The 16852-nt window shown below is 73.4% G+C and carries 14 protein-coding genes; 3 read left to right on the top strand and 11 right to left on the bottom strand.

Annotation, left to right across the window (positions count from 1 at the left end; translation table 11 throughout):
• Positions 1-18: 18 nt before the first annotated feature.
• The 6 genes from whiA to uvrA all read right to left on the bottom strand — a co-directional run bounded on the left by whiA (position 19) and on the right by uvrA (position 8624).
• Entirely contained in the window at positions 19-1005 is a 987-nt protein-coding gene (gene whiA, locus K329_RS0109995; RefSeq protein WP_028472925.1) for a DNA-binding protein WhiA, read from the bottom strand.
• An 84-nt stretch (positions 1006-1089) separates the two neighbouring features.
• Positions 1090-2100 (bottom strand): gluconeogenesis factor YvcK family protein, encoded by a 1011-nt coding sequence (locus tag K329_RS0109990; protein ID WP_157571669.1) that lies wholly within the window; start codon positions 2098-2100, stop codon positions 1090-1092.
• On the bottom strand, positions 2097-2966 hold the full coding sequence (gene rapZ / locus K329_RS0109985) for an RNase adapter RapZ (protein ID WP_028472923.1): 870 nt from the start codon (positions 2964-2966) through the stop codon (positions 2097-2099). Before rapZ ends, K329_RS0109990 begins: the two co-directional genes overlap by 4 nt.
• Before the next feature lie 81 nt (positions 2967-3047).
• Positions 3048-5033, bottom strand: coding sequence for an excinuclease ABC subunit UvrC (gene uvrC / locus K329_RS0109980; RefSeq protein WP_028472922.1), 1986 nt, complete (start codon positions 5031-5033; stop codon positions 3048-3050).
• 73 nt (positions 5034-5106) lie between these two features.
• Positions 5107-5520 (bottom strand): Rieske (2Fe-2S) protein, encoded by a 414-nt coding sequence (locus K329_RS0109975; RefSeq protein WP_028472921.1) that lies wholly within the window; start codon positions 5518-5520, stop codon positions 5107-5109.
• Positions 5517-8624: an excinuclease ABC subunit UvrA gene (gene uvrA / locus K329_RS25980; protein WP_043642969.1), complete on the bottom strand. Its 3108-nt coding sequence runs from the start codon at positions 8622-8624 to the stop codon at positions 5517-5519. The genes K329_RS0109975 and uvrA overlap by 4 nt, the downstream gene beginning before the upstream one ends.
• Positions 8625-8795: 171 nt before the next feature.
• Between uvrA and K329_RS0109965 the strand changes: the two genes are divergently transcribed.
• Positions 8796-9497 (top strand): MBL fold metallo-hydrolase, encoded by a 702-nt coding sequence (locus K329_RS0109965; RefSeq protein ID WP_043642965.1) that lies wholly within the window; start codon positions 8796-8798, stop codon positions 9495-9497.
• Positions 9498-9510: 13 nt separating this feature from the next.
• On the opposite strand, the gene K329_RS0109960 is transcribed toward K329_RS0109965, so the two are convergent.
• On the bottom strand, positions 9511-11013 hold the full coding sequence (locus K329_RS0109960; protein ID WP_028472919.1) for a fused MFS/spermidine synthase: 1503 nt from the start codon (positions 11011-11013) through the stop codon (positions 9511-9513).
• Positions 11010-11564, bottom strand: a complete 555-nt coding sequence (locus K329_RS0109955) for a flavin reductase family protein (RefSeq protein ID WP_211225823.1) — start codon at positions 11562-11564, stop codon at positions 11010-11012. The genes K329_RS0109960 and K329_RS0109955 overlap by 4 nt, the downstream gene beginning before the upstream one ends.
• 130 nt (positions 11565-11694) lie before the next feature.
• Here K329_RS0109955 and K329_RS25975 point away from each other — a divergent pair, with 130 nt between their 5' ends.
• Both K329_RS25975 and K329_RS0109945 read left to right on the top strand, forming a co-directional pair.
• Positions 11695-12969: an alpha/beta hydrolase gene (locus tag K329_RS25975; protein WP_052336688.1), complete on the top strand. Its 1275-nt coding sequence runs from the start codon at positions 11695-11697 to the stop codon at positions 12967-12969.
• Positions 12966-13637 carry a class I SAM-dependent methyltransferase gene (locus K329_RS0109945; RefSeq protein WP_245596513.1) on the top strand — a complete coding sequence of 224 codons (672 nt, stop codon included), beginning with the start codon at positions 12966-12968 and terminating at the stop codon, positions 13635-13637. Before K329_RS25975 ends, K329_RS0109945 begins: the two co-directional genes overlap by 4 nt.
• Positions 13638-13665: 28 nt before the next feature.
• On the opposite strand, the gene K329_RS0109940 is transcribed toward K329_RS0109945, so the two are convergent.
• From K329_RS0109940 to K329_RS25970, 3 genes are read right to left on the bottom strand one after another with little or no spacing between them, the layout of a single operon-like run.
• The gene (locus K329_RS0109940; protein ID WP_245596511.1) at positions 13666-14790 is read right to left on the bottom strand and encodes a prenyltransferase/squalene oxidase repeat-containing protein; all 1125 of its coding nucleotides are present in this window, start codon (positions 14788-14790) and stop codon (positions 13666-13668) included.
• Positions 14790-15503 carry a class I SAM-dependent methyltransferase gene (locus K329_RS0109935; protein WP_028473220.1) on the bottom strand — a complete coding sequence of 238 codons (714 nt, stop codon included), beginning with the start codon at positions 15501-15503 and terminating at the stop codon, positions 14790-14792. The genes K329_RS0109940 and K329_RS0109935 overlap by 1 nt, the downstream gene beginning before the upstream one ends.
• Positions 15490-16773: a glycosyltransferase family 4 protein gene (locus K329_RS25970; RefSeq protein WP_052336686.1), complete on the bottom strand. Its 1284-nt coding sequence runs from the start codon at positions 16771-16773 to the stop codon at positions 15490-15492. The genes K329_RS0109935 and K329_RS25970 overlap by 14 nt, the downstream gene beginning before the upstream one ends.
• Positions 16774-16852 lie beyond the last annotated feature (79 nt).

Raw genomic sequence — 16852 nt, 5'->3', positions numbered from 1 at the left:
TCTCGGTCGAGCGGACGGTCAGGCCTCCTCGGCCAGCATGTCGGGCGTCAGCGACGACTCCGTGTCGGGGATGCCCAGCTCCTCCGCGCGCTTGTCGGCCATCGCGAGGAGACGGCGGATGCGGCCCGCGATGGCGTCCTTCGTCAGCACGGGCTCGTGCAGCTGGCCCAGCTCCTCCAGCGACGCCTGCTTGTGCTCGAGGCGCAGGTGGCCGGCCAGCTTGAGGTGGTCGGGCACCTCCTCGGCCAGGATCTCCAGCGCGCGCTCGACGCGCGCACCCGCGGCGACGGCAGCGCGCGCGGACCGGCGCAGGTTCGCGTCGTCGAAGTTGGCGAGGCGGTTGGCGGTCGCACGGACCTCGCGGCGCATCCGCCGCTCCTCCCACGCCATCAGCGCCTCGTGGGCACCGAGCCGCGTCAGCAGCGCGCCGATGGCGTCACCGTCGCGCACGACGACGCGGTCGACGCCGCGCACCTCGCGGGCCTTCGCCTGGATGCCCAGCCGACGGGCCACCCCGACGAGCGCGAGGGCGGCCTCGGGGCCCGGGCACGTGACCTCGAGCGAGGACGACCGGCCGGGCTCGGTGAGCGAGCCGTGGGCCAGGAACGCGCCGCGCCACGCGGCGACGGAGTCGCAGCCACCCCCGGAGACGACCTGGGGAGGGAGGCCCCGGACCGGGCGGCCACGGGCGTCGAGGAGGCCCGTCTGCCGCGCCAGTGCCTCGCCGTCCTTCACCACGCGCACGAGGTAGCGGCTGCCCTTGCGGATGCCGTTGCCCTGCACCAGCACCACGTCGGAGTCGTGGCCGTAGACCTCCTTGACGTCCTTGCGGAGGCGTCGGGCGGCTGCCCCGGTGTCGAGCTCGGCCTCGACGACGATGCGTCCGGCGACGATGTGGAGGCCGCCGGCGAACCTCAGCAGCGACGCCACCTCGGCCTTGCGGCAACACGTCTTGGTGATGTGCGTGTTCGAGAGCTCCGCCTTCACCTGAGCCGTCATCGCCATGGGGCGCATCTTGCCACGGCGGTCAACGATCCTCCGCCTCGCACGGAGGCCCGTGGTCTGCACCACGGAGCCGACGACGACGGCTCAGGAGGTGGCCGGGCCCATCACCCGGGCGAACACCTCGGCCAGGCGCCGCGGGTCGTGGCGCGGGGTGCCGTCGCCGACCGCCACCGGCGCGACCTCGAGCCGGGCGCCGACGTCGGCCACCAGGCGCTCGAGGCGGTCGAGGGCCGCCGCGTCGGCCACGGTCGCCGGGTCGGCCACCACGACGTCGACGCGGAGGTCGGGCGCGTGCTCGAGCAGCGCGGCCAGGTGGTCCTCCGGGCCGTAGCCCGCCGTCTCGCCCGGCTGGCCCTCGAGGTTCAGCACCACCGCCACCTGGGCGGGCGTCTGGACGAGGGCACGACGCAGGTCGGGCACCATCAGGTGCGGGATCACCGACGTGTACCAGGAGCCCGGCCCCAGCACGACCCAGTCGGCGGCGCCGACGCTCGCGAGGGCCTCGGGACAGGCCTCGGGGTGCTCGGGGTCGAGCTGGATGCCGACGATGCGGCCGGCGGTGCTCGCCACCTCGACCTGGCCGCGCACGCGTCGTACGTCGTCGGGGGCCGACGGGTCGGCCCCGCGCACGTCGGCCGTGATGTCCATCGGGGTCACCGCCATCGGGAGCACCCGGCCCTGGGCGCCGAGGAGGCGGCCCACCCAGTCCAGGGCACGCACGTGGTCGCCGAGCTGCTCCCACAGCCCGACGATCAGGAGGTTGCCCACCACGTGGCCGTGCATGTCGCCGTCGCCGGCGAACCGGTGCTGCAGGAGGTCGGCCCACGTGCGGCCCCAGTCGTCGTCGCCGCAGAGCGCCGCCAGGGCCATCCGCAGGTCGCCGGGAGGCAGGACGCCAAACTCGCCGCGCAGCCGTCCGGACGAGCCGCCGTTGTCGGCGACCGTGACGACCGCCGTCAGGTCGCCCACGACCCGGCGGAGCGCCGAGAGGGAGGCGTGCAGGCCGTGGCCGCCGCCGAGGGCGACGACCGCGACGTCGGGCAGCAGCGCCGGCGCCGGTCCGAGGGACGGGCCGGCGGGCGTACGGCGGGTCACTCGCGTCCGAGGTCGCGGTGGGTGGCGCGCACGTCGTACCCCCGCGCGCGCAGCCGGGCCGCGATCTCCTCGGTCATCGCGACGCTCCGGTGCTTGCCCCCGGTGCAGCCGACCGCGATCGTCATGAAGCGCTTGCCTTCCGCCAGGTAGCCCTCGGCGACGGTCTCCAGCACGGGCAGGAACTGCTCGAGGAACTCCTCGGCCCCCGGCCGCCCCTTCACGTAGGCCGCCACGTCGTCGTCCTGGCCGGTCAGCGCCCGCAGCTCGGGCACCCAGTGGGGGTTGGGCAGGAAGCGCATGTCGGCGAGGTAGTCGGCGTCGACCGGGATGCCGTACTTGAACCCGAAGCTGACGACCCGCACCTTGAGGCGCATGGTGTCGGGAGTGCCGAACGCCTGCGCGACCCGCTTCGTGAGCTGGTGGACGTTGAGGCTGCTGGTGTCGATCACCAGGTCGGCCTCGGCGCGCAGCGCCGCCAGGACCTTGCGCTCGCGGTGCAGGCCGTCGAGCAGCCGGTCGCTGCCCTGGAGCGGGTGCGGACGGCGCGCGGCCTCCTGGCGTCGGACGAGCACCTCGTCGGAGGCCTCGAGGAAGACGAGCGTCGCCTGGCGGCCCGTCGCTCCCTCGGCCAGGTTGACCTGGAGGGTGTCGAAGAAGGAGCCCGACCGGACGTCGACGACGACGGCGATCGGCTGCTGCGAGCCCCGGTTTTCGTCGACGAGACGCACCACGTCGCGCAGCAGCGTCGGCGGCAGGTTGTCGACCACGTAGAAGCCGAGGTCCTCGAGCTCCTTCGCCGCGGTGCTGCGACCGGCACCGGTCATGCCTGTGACGACGACGAGCTGCCCGGACCCGGCCGGGAGCACGGTGGGCGCGGTCGCGCCGCTGGGCGTGGTCGCCCCGTCGGTCGTCGGCGTGCTCCGCGGGCCCTGCGTCTGCTCGCTCACTCAGCTCTCCTCGATCTCGCCCGTCGCGGTGTTGACCCGGACATTCTTGCCGCTCGCGCGACCGCGCGCGTCGTCCGCGGCCAACGCGTCCTTGATGGCCGCGGCCGTGGCCGGCCCCACGCCGGGCACCATCGCGATCTCGTCGACCTCGGCGGCGCGCAGCTTCTTCAGCGAGCCGAAGTGCTTGATCACGCTCTTGCGACGCACCTCGCCGAGGCCGGGCACGTCGTCGAGCACGCTCTCGACCATCGACTTCGAACGTCGCGAGCGGTGGTGGTTGATCGCGAAGCGGTGGGCCTCGTCGCGGATGCGCTGGAGCAGGTAGAGACCCTCGCTGGTGCGGGGCAGGATCACCGGGTCCTCCTCCCCCGGCACCCACACCTCCTCGAGCCGCTTGGCGAGACCCACCACGGGGATGTCGTCGATGCCCAGGCCGTCGAGCGCCGCCTGGGCCGCGGCGACCTGCGGCGGACCGCCGTCGACGACCACCAGCCCCGGGGCGTAGGCGAACTTGCGGGGGCGCCCGGTGTCGGGGTCGACGAGCATCGGACCGGAGGTCTCGTCGCCCGGCTTGATCTCGCTGGTGGCCTGCTCGTCGAGCAGCCGACGGAAGCGCCGCGTGATCACCTCGTGCATGGACGCGACGTCGTTCTGGCCCTCGACGCCCTTGATGACGAAGCGCCGGTACTCGCCCTTGCGGGCCAGCCCGTCCTCGAACACCACCATCGACGCGACGACCTCGGTGCCCTGCAGGTTGGAGACGTCGTAGCACTCGATGCGCAGCGGCACGTCGGACAGCTCGAGCGCCTGCTGGATCTCCTCCAGCGCCCGGTTGCGGGTGGTGAGGTCGCTCGCCCGCTTGGTCTTGTGCAGCGCCAGCGACTGCTGGGCGTTGCGGGCCACCGTCTCCTGGAGGGCACGCTTGTCGCCGCGCTGCGGCACCCGGATGGTCACGCGGCTGCCGCGCAGCTCGGTGAGGAGCGCCTCGACGGTGGCGACGTCGGGCGGCAGCTCGGGCACGAGCACCTCGCGGGGGATCGCGTCGCCGCGGTCGCCGGCGTACAGCTGGAGCAGGAAGCCCTCGACCAGCTCGGGGGTGCCGCCCTCGTCCATGCGGTCGGCGACCCACCCGCGCTGGCCGCGGATGCGGCCGCCGCGCACGTGGAAGATCTGGACGCCCACCTCGAGCGGGTCCTCCGCCAGGGCGACGACGTCGGCGTCGGTGCCGTCGCCGAACACCACCGCCTGCTTCTCGAGCGCCCGCTCGAGGGCTCCGAGGTCGTCGCGCAGCCGGGCCGCGCGCTCGAACTCCATGGCCTCGCTCGCGGCGTACATCTCGCGCTCGATGCGCTTCGTGAACGCCGCGGTCTGGCCGCCCATGAACGCGCAGAAGTCGTCGACGATGGCCCGGTGCTCGTCGGGGCTCACGTTGCCCACGCAGGGCGCCGCGCACTTGTCGATGTAGCCGAGCAGGCAGGGCCGCCCCACCTGCTGCGACCGCTTGAACACGCCGTTGCTGCAGGACCTCATCGGGAACACGCGCAGCAGCGTGTCGACCGTCTCCCGGATCGCCCAGGCATGGCTGTAGGGACCGAAGTAGCGGGTGCCCTTGCGCTTCGCGCCGCGACCGACGGTCACGCGGGGGAACTCGTCGGACACGGTGACGGCGAGCCACGGGTAGGACTTGTCGTCGCGGTACTTCACGTTGAAGCGCGGGTCGTACTCCTTGATCCAGGAGTACTCCAGCTGGAGCGCCTCGACCTCGGTGCCCACGACCGTCCACTCGACGCTGGCGGCCGTGGTGACCATCGTGGCCGTGCGGGGGTGCAGGTTCGCCAGGTCCTGGAAGTACGACGACAAGCGCGCGCGGAGGTTCTTGGCCTTGCCGACGTAGACCACGCGGTGCTTCGGGTCGCGGAACCGATAGACGCCGGGCTGCGTCGGGATCGAGCCCGGCGCGGGGCGGTAGGTGAGCGGGTCCGGCACGTCTACGACCCTACGTGCGGGCGCCGACAGCGACCGAGGTGTGCGGGGCCGACAGTGGGGACCGGTACGGCGCTCAGGCGAACACGACCTGGTCGCCGTCGAGCATGACCTCGACCGACGGCAGGGGCTCGTCGGCCGGACCCGACACCACGGCGCCGTCGGTGAGCGTGAACCGGCTCATGTGGCACTGGCAGACGATCTCCGTGTCGACGTTCGTCACGGTGCAGCCCTGGTGCGTGCAGATCGCCGAGAACGCCTTGAACGTTCCTTCCTCCGGCTGCGTCACGACGACAGCGGGATCACCGTCGACGATGACGCCGCCGCCGACCGGCACCTCGGCCGCGGGCACGATCGCCTCGCCGCGGGCCCCCTGGGGAGCCGAGACCTCCTCCTCGCCGCCGCAGGCGCCGAGCAGGGGGACCATGACCGTCGTACCGGCGGCCACCTGCACGAAGCGCCGACGGCCGAGCCCGCCCACGCCGCTCATGCCCGCCCCGCGGTGGTCGTGGACGCGGCGGCCTTGCGGGCCGTCGTCCCCTTCGCCGAAGTGGCCTTCTTCACGGTCTTCCTCGCAGTCTTCTTGGCGGTCTTCTTCGCCGGGGTCGTCGCTGCCTCCGCGGCCCGCGCCAGCACGGCCGCGTCCTCGGCCGCGGCCGCCTTCTTCGCCGCCGCCTTCTTGGCCGCCTTGCTCATCGGGATGCGCTCGACCGGGGCCGGCGGGTCGACGTCGGCGGAGGCCGTCGCCTCCTTGCCGGCGAGCAGCGTCTTCAGGAACTGGCCCGTGTGGCTCGCCTCCACACCGGCGACGTGCTCCGGCGTGCCCTCGGCGACGACGGTGCCGCCCCGCGAGCCGCCGTCCGGGCCCATGTCGACGAGCCAGTCCGCGGTCTTGATGACGTCGAGGTTGTGCTCGATGACGAGCACGGTGTTGCCCTGGTCGACCAGCCGGTCGAGCACGATGAGCAGGCGCCGGATGTCCTCGAAGTGCAGACCGGTCGTCGGCTCGTCGAGCACGTAGACCGTGCGCCCCGTCGAGCGGCGCTGCAGCTCCGTCGCGAGCTTCACCCGCTGGGCCTCGCCGCCCGACAGCGTGGTGCCGGGCTGGCCCAGGCGCACGTAGCCGAGACCGACCTCGACCAGCGTCTTGAGGTGGCGGTTGATCACCGGCACGGCGGCGAAGAACTCCACCGCCTCCTCGATCGGCATGTCGAGGACCTCGGCGATGGTCTTGCCCTTGTAGTGCACCTCGAGCGTCTCGCGGTTGTAGCGGGCGCCGTGGCAGACCTCGCACGGCACGTAGACGTCGGGCAGGAAGTTCATCTCGATCTTGATCGTGCCGTCGCCCGAGCACGCCTCGCAGCGGCCTCCCTTGACGTTGAACGAGAAGCGGCCCTGCAGGTAGCCGCGCACCTTCGCCTCGGGGGTCGAGGCGAACAGCTTGCGCACGTGGTCGAACACGCCCGTGTAGGTCGCGGGGTTGGACCGCGGGGTGCGACCGATCGGCGACTGGTCGACGTGGATGACCTTGTCGACGTGCTCCGTGCCGGTGATGCGGCGGTGGCGCCCCGGGACCGTCTTCGCGTTGTAGATCTGCTTCGCCAGCGACGTGTAGAGGATGTCGTTGACCAGCGTCGACTTGCCGGAGCCCGAGACCCCCGTGACGGCGACGAACATGCCGAGCGGGAACGTCACGTCGACGCCGCGCAGGTTGTTCTCCCGCGCGTCGACGACCGTCAGCTCGCGACCGCGGGTGCGCGGGCGTCGTACGGCGGGGACCGGGATCTCGCGGCGGCCGGAGAGGTACTGGCCCGTGATCGAGTCCGGGTGGTCGTAGAGGCCCTGCACGCTGCCCGAGTGGACGATCTGGCCGCCGTGCTCGCCGGCGCCCGGGCCGACGTCGACGACCCAGTCGGCCACCTTGATCGTGTCTTCGTCGTGCTCGACGACGATGAGGGTGTTGCCGAGGTTCTTGAGGCGCACCAGCGTCTCGATGAGGCGCTGGTTGTCGCGCTGGTGCAGGCCGATGGACGGCTCGTCGAGCACGTACAGCACGCCCACCAGCCCGGCACCGATCTGCGTGGCGAGCCGGATGCGCTGCGCCTCGCCGCCCGAGAGCGACCCGGAGGGCCGGTCGAGCGAGAGGTAGTCGAGGCCCACGTCGAGCAGGAAGCGCAGCCGCTCCTGGATCTCCTTGAGCACGTTGGCCGCGATCTGCTTCTCCCGCGTGCCCAGCTCGAGCGCGGCGAGGAAGTCGAACGACTCGTTGATCGGCATCGCGCAGACCTCGGCGATGTTGCGGCCGCCGAGGGTCACGGCCAGCACCACCGGCTTGAGGCGGGCACCGTTGCAGGTCGGGCAGGCGACCTCGCGCATGAAGCCCTCGAACCGCTCGCGGCTCGTGTCGGACTCCGCCTCCCGGTGACGGCGCGACACGTAGGCGCGCACGCCCTCGAACTCCGCGTGGTAGGACCGCTCCCGGCCGTAGCGGTTGCGGTGGCGCACGTGCACCTTCGTGCCGTGGCCGTCGAGGATCGCCTTGCGGGCGCGCTGCGGCAGCTCGTCCCACGGGGTGTTGAGGTCGAAGCCCATCTCGTCGCCCAGGGCGCCGAGCAGGCGGAGGAAGTAGTCGGCGACGTGCGCGCCCGTCCACGGCGCGAGGGCGCCCTCCCCCAGGGTCGCCGTCGGGTCGGGCACGACGAGCTCGGGGTCGACCTCCATGCGGGTGCCGAGGCCGGCGCACTGGGGGCACGCGCCGAACGGGGCGTTGAACGAGAACGAGCGCGGCTCGAGCTCGTCGAGCTCGATGGTGTGCTCGTTGGGGCACGCCATCTTCTCGGAGAACCGCATCTCGCGGCCCGGGTCGTCGTCGTCGAGGTCGACGAAGTCGAGGAGGACGAGGCCGCCCGCGAGACCGAGCGCGGTCTCGACCGAGTCGGTGAGCCGGCGCTTCGCCGACGCCTTGACGGCCAGGCGGTCGACCACGACCTCGATCGTGTGCTTCTTCTGCTTGTCGAGGGTCGGCGGCTCGTCGAGCGAGTGCGTCTCGCCGTTGACCCGGGCCCGCGAGAAGCCCTGCGTCTGCAGCTGGCGGAAGAGGTCGACGTACTCGCCCTTGCGGCCCCGGATCATCGGGGCCAGCACCTGGAAGCGGCGGCCCTCCTCCAACGTCAGCACCTTGTCGACGATCTGCTGGGGCGTCTGCCGCTCGATGGCCGAGCCGCAGACGGGGCAGTGCGGCTTGCCGGCGCGGGCGTAGAGCAGGCGGAGGTAGTCGTAGACCTCGGTGATGGTGCCGACCGTCGAGCGCGGGTTGCGCGAGGTCGACTTCTGATCGATCGAGACCGCGGGCGAGAGGCCCTCGATGAAGTCGACGTCGGGCTTGTCCATCTGGCCGAGGAACTGCCGGGCGTACGCCGACAGCGACTCGACGTAGCGGCGCTGGCCCTCGGCGAAGATCGTGTCGAACGCGAGGCTCGACTTGCCCGAGCCCGAGAGGCCCGTGAACACGATGAGGCTGTCGCGGGGCAGGTCGACCGAGACGTCCTTGAGGTTGTGCTCACGGGCGCCACGGATGATCAGCTGGTCGGCCACAGTGGTCCTTCGTCGAAGAGGTCGGTGGTGCCGCGGAACGCAGCCGTCGAACAAGTGTTCGGCACGTGCGGAGGAAATTCAACTCCTCGCACAGCTGTCCAGTTTCGCACGCGCGGACAAGGGGAGGTGCCCAGGTGCGCCACCGGCATGCGGGTGCCTAGCATCACGAGCATGACCTCCACCGACACCGCCGCCGGCCGCCCGCCCTACACCGGCGAGGTCGCCCCGGGCGGGGCCCCCGACGTGCGGGAGCTGCCGGGACTCACGATCACCAAGGTCGCCGTCGACCCGAAGATGTCGAACAACGCCTACCTCCTGCGCTGCACGGCCACCGGCTCGCAGGTGCTCGTCGACGCCGCGGCCGAGCCCGAGCGGCTGCTGCCGCTCATCGGCGAGAACGGCCTCGACGCCGTCGTCACGACCCACCAGCACTGGGACCACCACCGGGCCCTGGCCGACGTCGTCCGGGCCACGGGTGCCGCCACGTTCGTGGGCGCGGCCGACGCCGACGCGGTGACGGAGCAGACGGGCGTGCCCGTCAGCCGGCGCCTCCAGCACGGCGACGTGCTGCACGTCGGGAAGCTCGACCTCGGCGTCATCGCGCTGGCCGGCCACACCCCCGGCTCCGTGGCCCTCGTGTACGACGACCGCTCGGGCACCCCGCACCTGTGGACGGGCGACTCCCTCTTCCCCGGCGGCGTGGGCAGCACCTTCGGCGACGCGGACGCGTTCGCGATGCTCGTCGACGAGGTCGAGAACAAGGTGTTCGGCACGCTCCCGGACAGCACGTGGTTCTACCCCGGCCACGGCAACGACTCCACGCTCGGCGCGGAGCGTCCGCACCTCGCGGAGTGGCGCGCCCGGGGCTGGTGAGCCGCGCGGGTCGTCAGCTCGAGCGGTACGGCGTGAGCAGCTGGTCGACGGGCGCGTCGTCGTCGGTGAGCACCTCGGCGTCCCCCACCCAGTCGTCGAGGTCGCCGTCGCCCACGACGCGCCAGGAGCTCTCGCGCTCCCCCAGCCGCGCCTCCCAGGCGCGGAGGTCGAGCGGCTCCTGCGACGCCGCGACGACCAGGTTGCCGCCGTCGGTGCCGTCGAACGCGCCCGGCTCGGCGGCGACGGCCACGTGCGCGAACCGCTCGCGGAGCGTCGCGACCTCCGCCCGGGCGAACCCGAGCGGGCCGTGGTCGATCACGTTGAGCACGTAGACGCCCTCGGGTCGCAGGAGGCGATCGACCGCGGTGACGGCCTCCCGGGTCGTGAGGTGCCACGGCACGCTCACCCCGCCGAAGGCGTCGCCCACGACGAGGTCGCGCGACCCCGCCTCCACCCGCCCCAGGCCGAGCCGGCCGTCCTCGACGCGGACGTCGATCGACGCGTCGGGCTCGATCCCGAGCCGCTCGCGCCCGACCCGGATCACGCCCGCGTCGATCTCCGAGACCAGGCTCCGCGACCCGGGCCGCTCGGCCGCCAGGTAGCGCGGCACCGTCAGCGCCCCGGCGCCCAGGTGGTAGGCGTCGAGCGGCTCCTGGGCCGGGAAGCCCGTGTCGACCAGCGAGGCGATGGCCTCGACGTACGCGAAGTGCAGGTAGGTGGGGTCGTCGACGTCGACGTACGAGTGGCCGAGCCCGTCCAGCACGAGGAGGCGCCCGCCGTCACGCTCGGGGTCCGCCTGCACCTGGGCGCAGTGGTAGGTCGTCTCGGCGTCGCAACCGCCCGGGGCCACCTGGGTCAGCGCCGTCGCCCCGCCGAGGACGAGCACCAGGACCAGCGCCTCCCGGGGACGACGCCACCCGCGCACCCGCAGGTCGACGGCCACCGCCGCCAGCACCAGGAGCACGCCCAGGCCGAGCAGGATCGCGCTGACCGGCACCACCGAGATGAGCACGAAGCCCGTCACGACGGTGCCCGCGATGCCGCCCGCCGTGCCGATGCCCGAGAGCCGGCCCACGACGGCACCGGTCTCGGCCAGGTCGGTGAGCAGCAGCTTCGTCACCATCGGCGTGACGGCGGAGAGCAGGGCGGCCGGGACGAACAGGCACAGCGCCCCGGCCAGCAGCACCAGCGCGCCGTCGGCAGCGCCGCCGAGGCGGACGACGAGGGGCGTCACCCCGACCGCGAGGCCGGAGACGCCCAGCAGCGGTCCCAGGGTCCGTCGTGGCTCCGTCACGTCGGCCGCCCGACCCCCGGCCCAGGAGCCGAAGGCGATCGCGGAGAGGGCGATCCCGATGACGAGGGTGTTGGTCTCGAGGGTCAGCCCGATGTACGGCGCCAGCAGCCGCAGCGCCACGAGCTCGACGACCAGCACGGCCGCCGACGAGCCGAAGACCAGGACGGCACCGGTGCGCGGGGCGAGCGGGCGGTGCGCGGGGGCGGTGACCTCGTCGGTCACCGGGCGCTCTCCTCGCCGAGGATCCGGGCGTAGCGGCCCTGGTGGTAGAGCAGCGGGCCCGCGCCGGCGCCCGGACGGCCGTGCTCGACCGCGTGCACCCGTCCGACGACGACGTCGTGGTCGCCGCCCGCCTGGACGCTGACGACCGTGGCCTCGACGTGGGCGAGCGCACCGGCGAGCCGGGGTGCGCCGTGGCGTCCCGGGGTCCAGTCGAGGCCCTCGAACCGGTCGACCACGCCCCCGGCGGCCATCACGGTCGCGACGTCGGCCTGGTCGTCGGCGAGCACGTTCACGCAGAACGAGCCGACCCGTCGGATGCGCGGCCAGGTCCGCGAGGTGCGCGCCGGGCAGAACACCACCAGGGGCGGGCGCAGCGAGAGGCTCGCGAACGACTGCACGGTGAGCCCCACCGGCGTGCCGTCGGGCTCGACGGCCGCCACGACCACCACACCGGTCGCGAACGTGCCCATCACCTCGCGGAACCGGGGCAGGGACACGTCGGAGCCCGTCGGGCGACGCGGCGGGTCGGACGCACGGGGGCTCGGGGTCACGGCGCCATTGTCGCGCCCGCGGTCAATCGCCCCTCGCCCGACCCGTCCCCCGGTCGTCGCGGCGGCGGCCCGCGCCCACGGAGTGACCCGTGGGTAACAAACGGCCCGCGGTCGTCCTAGAGTCCTTCCCGTGGGACTCCTCCGCCGCCAGCTCGCCCTCGCCGCCCTCAGCACGAACGCGTTCCGGCCGCCGCACGGCATCCGGTCCGGCATCGGGGGGTTCGCCCTCGGCTGGCTCACCACCGAGCTGGCCCCCCAGCTGCTCGCCGTGACCGCCCTCGACGCGGCCACCCACACCCGGGGCGCCACCACCGACCGCCACCGCGCGGCGGGCCTCGCGCTGGCCGCGGCCAACGCCGCCGCCCTCGGCGTGATGGTCGTGCAGGCGCAGCGGGTGAAGCCGGCGGTCGAGGACGCCCTCGTCGAGGCGCTCGGCGTCGACTACGTCGAGCAGCTCGACGAGGCCCCCACGCCCGCCGACCTCGCCGTGCCGTGGCGCTCCCTCGTCAACCCCTTCCGCGTGCGCACGCCCGGCGTGCGCGTCGAGCGCGACATCGCGTACGCCGACGCCGGGCGCCGCACGATGCTCGACGTCTACGGCCCCGAGGAGCCCGTCCACCCCGACGGCGCACCCGTGCTCCTCCAGGTGCACGGCGGGGCGTGGGTGCTGGGCGCCAAGGAGGGCCAGGCCGTCCCGCTGATGAAGCACATGGCGGCCAAGGGCTGGATCTGCGTCTCGATCAACTACCGCCTCGCGGGCCGCGACCCGTTCCCGGCGCAGGTCGTCGACGTCAAGCGCGCGATCGCCTGGATCCGCGAGCACATCGGCGCGTACGGCGGCGACGCGTCCTACCTCGCGATCACGGGCGGCTCCGCGGGCGGCCACCTCGCCGCGCTCGCGGCCCTGACGCCGAACGACCCGGCGTACCAGCCGGGCTTCGAGGACGCCGACACCAGCGTCGCGGCCGCGATCCCCCACTACGGCGTCTACGACTTCGCCGGCGCCACCGGACTGCGGAACGCCGTGGCCATGCGCGACGCCTTCCTCGCCCCCAAGGTGGTGCACCGGCGCTTCGCCGAGGCGCCCGAGGTCTTCGAGGCCGCCTCCCCCGTGCTCCGGGTCAGCGCGGACGCCCCCGACTTCTTCGTGCTGCACGGCACCACCGACACGATGGTCTCCGTGACGCAGGCGCGGGCGTTCGTCGAGCGGCTCCGGGAGGTGTCCGAGCGCTCGGTCGTGTACGCCGAGCTGCCCGGCGCCCAGCACGCCTTCGACACGTTCCCGTCCATCCGCAGCGCCCACGTCGTCCGCGCCATCGACCGCTACCTGCACTGGCACTGGAACGGCTGGCGCGGGCACCCCGTCGGGGACTCCCCCGCCGAGGTCGCGGAGGAGCAGTCGTGAGCGCCCCGGCGGCGCCGGACGGGATGCCCGCCGACCTCCTCGAGCACGCGCTCGCCGCCACGGGCTTCATGCCCCCCGACGAGGGCCTGCTGCTGCACCGCTGGGCGCGCGAGCAGCTGCCGCACGGCGTCGTGCTCGAGATCGGCTCCTACTGCGGCAAGTCCGCGATCTACCTCGGGGCGGCGGCCCGCGAGGTCGGCGGCACCGTGGTGACGGTGGACCACCACCGCGGGTCGGAGGAGAACCAGGCGGGCTGGGAGCACCACGACGCCAGCCTCTTCGACGCCGAGTCGGGGCTCATGGACACGCTGCCGGTGTTCCGGCGCACGCTGGAGCGGGCCGGGATCGAGCACCTCGTCGTGCCCGTCATCGGGCGCTCGACGACGGTGGCCGCGTTCTGGCGCACCCCGCTGGCCCTGGTCTTCGTCGACGGCGGCCACGCCGAGGAGCACGCGCACAACGACTACACGGGCTGGGCGCGCTGGCTGGCCCGCGACGGTGTCCTCGTCATCCACGACGTCTTCCCCGACCCCGCCGACGGCGGACGCCCGCCGTACGACGTCTACTGCCGGGCCCTCGACTCCGGCGACTTCGTCGAGGTCGAGGCGCTCGGGTCGATGCGGGCGCTGCGCCGCGTGCGCGGGGACGCCGGGGACGCGGTGCGCTGACCGCGGGTCGCCGGCTGCCGAGGGCGGATCAGCAGCCGCAGTCGCCGACGACCTCGGCCGGGTGGGGTCCGAACGACGAGCCGTGCATGATGTCGGCGCCCGGCGTGGTGCCGCTCAGGGCGTCGGCGGCGAGGACGACGGCCGCCGCGGTGTAGGTGGTGCGCTCGTGGGGCCAGAAGACCTCGTCGGGCCAGACGTAGCCGGTGAAGTAGCCGCCGTCGTCGGCGCGCAGGTGCTGCATGTCGGCGAAGAGCACGAGGGCCCGCGCGCGGTCCCCGACCGCGTCGAGCGCCATCACCAGCTCGCAGGTCTCGGCGCCCGTCACCCAGGGGTTCGTGTCGACGCAGCGGATGCCGAGTCCCGGCACCACGAAGTCGTCCCAGCGGCGCGCGAGCATCACGTGGGCCGCCTCGCCCCGCACCGCGCCGCCGAGCACCGGGTAGTACCAGTCCATCGAGAAGGTCGCCTTGTCGAGGAAGGCGTCGGGGTGCGCCCGGATCGCGTGGCGCAGCCGACCGGCCGCCAGCTCCCACTCCGGCTGCGGCTCGTCGACGAGGTCGGCGAGGGCCAGGCCGGCCCGCAGGGACTGGTAGATGCTCGAGGACCCCGTGAGGAGGGCCTCCCCGCGGACGGGCCCGGGAGCGCCGTCCACCCACTCCTGCAACCAGTCGACGCCGCCGAACGGCAGCTGCATCCGGACCACGAAGTCCAGCGCCGCCCGGACCGCGGGCCAGCAGCGCTCGACGAAGGCCCGCTCGCGCCGTACGAGCCAGTGGTGCCACACGCCCACCGCCAGGTAGGCGCTCATGTTGGTCTCGCCCCCGTCGTCCTCGACGACGTCGCCCACGATGCGCACCGGCCACGTGCCGTCGTGGCGCTGGTGGGCGAGGCACCAGTCGTAGGCCCGCTCGGCCGCCGCGACTTCGCCGCCCACCAGCAGGGCCATCGCGGCCTCGACGTGGTTCCAGGCGTCGGTCTTGTCGCCCGGCGTCCACGGGATGGCCCCGTCGGGGTGCTGCATGGCGACGATCGATGCCGCGGTACGGCGCACGTCGTCCGCCGTCAGCACGCCCGGGACGGCGGGCACGGCGTCGGTCACGGCGGTCGACGTGCCGCTGCTCCCGGCGGCGGCGCCGTCCGGGCCGGTCGGCATCAGGCGGGCTTGCGGAAGTAGAGCACCATGCTCTTGCCGACCAGCGGGTCGAGCACGCGGCCCGCCAGTCGCAGGGCGCGGGGCTGCTTCATGATCTCCCAGACCAGCAGGCGGTGGTACGCCTTCGCGAGCGGGTGGTCGTCGTTGCGGACGCCGACCGCGCACTTGATCCACCAGTACGGCGTGTGCAGGCCGTGCGCGTAGTCGCGGCCCTCGAAGGTGACGCCGGCGTTGCTGATCTTCGAGATCAGCTCCTTGTCGGTGTAGATCCGGATGTGGCCGCCGGGGACGTTGTGGTAGTCCTCCGACAGCTTCCAGTTCACGATCTCGGGGAACCAGCGGGGTACCGAGACGGCCAGCGTGCCGCCGGGGCGCAGCACCCGGACGAGCTCGTCGATCGCCTGGATGTCGGCGGGGATGTGCTCGAGCACCTCGGCCGCGACCACCCGGTCGAACTCGCCGTCGGCGAAGGGCAGGCCGAGGGCGTCGCCCTCCTTGACGTCGGCCTCGGCGCCGGCCGGCACCTCGCCGGCCTCCTTCATCGCCCCGAAGAGGTCGCGCACGCCCGCGAGCTCGTCGGCGTCCTGGTCGAACGCGACGACGTCGGCCCCGCGGCGGTACATCTCGAACGCGTGGCGGCCGGCGCCGCAGCCCATGTCGAGCACGCGCTCACCGGGCTGGAGGCCCAGGCGGTCGAAGTCAACGGTCAGCACGGTGGGTGCCCTCCTGCTCGGGCCGTGCCCCACCCGCGTGGGCGGTGGTCACGGCGATGACGTCCTCGTACGCCGCGGCGGTCGCCCGGGCCACGGCGCTCCAGCTGAACTCGGTGAGGGCCCGCTCGCGCCCGGCGCGACCCATCCGCTCGCGACGCTCCGGGTCGTCGAGCAGGGCGGCGATGGCCAGCTCGAGCTCGCCGACGTCGCCGGGCGTGACCAGGTCGGCGCAGAGCCCGTCGGGGCCCACCACCTCGGGGATCGCCCCGGCGCGGGACACGACGAGCGGCGTCGCGCAGGCCATCAGCTCGGCGGTGGGCAGCGAGAAGCCCTCGTAGAGGCTGGGCACGCACGCGAGCTCGGCCGAGCCCATGATGCGCACCAGCTCGGCGTCGCTCACCCCGTGGACGAAGCGCACGGAGTCGCCGATGCCGAGGCGCTCGACGATCTTCTCGGTGGTGCCGCCCGGCTGCGGCTTGCTCACGAGCACCAGCTCGACGTCGCGCTCGGTGCGCAGCTTCGCGAACGCCTCGAGCAGCGTGCCGATGCCCTTGAGCGGTGCGTCGGCGCTCGCCATCGCGACGATGCGTCCGGGCACACGGGGCTCGGTGGGGGGCACGAAGACCTCGTCGACGCCCAGCAGGATGACGCGCACGCGCTCCGGGTCGACACCGAAGTCGGTGACGATGTCGCGCTTCGACGACTCCGACGGGGTCAGGACGAGGGTGGCCTGGCGAGCGACCCGTCCCTGCATCCGCAGGAAGCCGTACCAGCGCTTCAGCGACAGCTTCTTGCGCAGCGTCGGCGCCGCGGCCACGTCGATGCGGCGGTCGAAGGTGATGGGGTGGTGGATCGAGGTCACGACCGGCACGCCGGAGGCGGCGAGGTCGAGGATGCCGTAGCCCAGCACCTGGTTGTCGTGCACGACGTCGAAGTCGTCGAGGCGCCGGCCCAGCACGCGCTTGATCCGCTCGCTGAAGGTGCGGGGCTCCCCGAACCCCCCGGTCCACATGGTCGCGACCTCGCGGACGTCGACGAGGTCGCGCAGCTCGCCGAGCCGCGGCGTGCGGAACGGGTCCGGCTCGCGGTAGAGGTCGAGGCTCGGCACCGGGGTGAGGGTGACGCCCGGGTCCAGCTCGGGGTACGGCTGGCCGGAGAAGACCTCGACCTCGTGCCCCAGCGCCACCAGCTCGCGGCTGAGGTGGCGCACGTAGACGCCCTGACCGCCGCAGTGCGGCTTGCTGCGGTAGGACAGCAGTGCGACCCGCATCCAGCCCTCTCCCTCGTCTCGCCCCCGGTCGCCCCTCCGAGGGCGTGGCGAAAGGTTACCCGCGGGTCAGGTCGCCCGG

Origin of the sequence: Nocardioides alkalitolerans DSM 16699 (assembly GCF_000426525.1) — a bacterium.
Classification (GTDB): domain Bacteria; phylum Actinomycetota; class Actinomycetes; order Propionibacteriales; family Nocardioidaceae; genus Nocardioides; species Nocardioides alkalitolerans.
Note: the sequence above shows the minus strand (reverse complement) of the source record. Positions and strands in the feature narration are given on the sequence as shown.

Coding starts and splice junctions, on each gene's coding strand:
- whiA (WP_028472925.1), bottom strand. CDS start 1,005: ATGGCGATGACGGCTCAGGTGAAGGCGGAGCTCTCGAACACGCACATC.
- K329_RS0109975 (WP_028472921.1), bottom strand. CDS start 5,520: ATGAGCGGCGTGGGCGGGCTCGGCCGTCGGCGCTTCGTGCAGGTGGCC.
- K329_RS0109965 (WP_043642965.1), top strand. CDS start 8,796: ATGACCTCCACCGACACCGCCGCCGGCCGCCCGCCCTACACCGGCGAG.
- K329_RS0109940 (WP_245596511.1), bottom strand. CDS start 14,790: ATGCCGACCGGCCCGGACGGCGCCGCCGCCGGGAGCAGCGGCACGTCG.
- K329_RS25970 (WP_052336686.1), bottom strand. CDS start 16,773: ATGCGGGTCGCACTGCTGTCCTACCGCAGCAAGCCGCACTGCGGCGGT.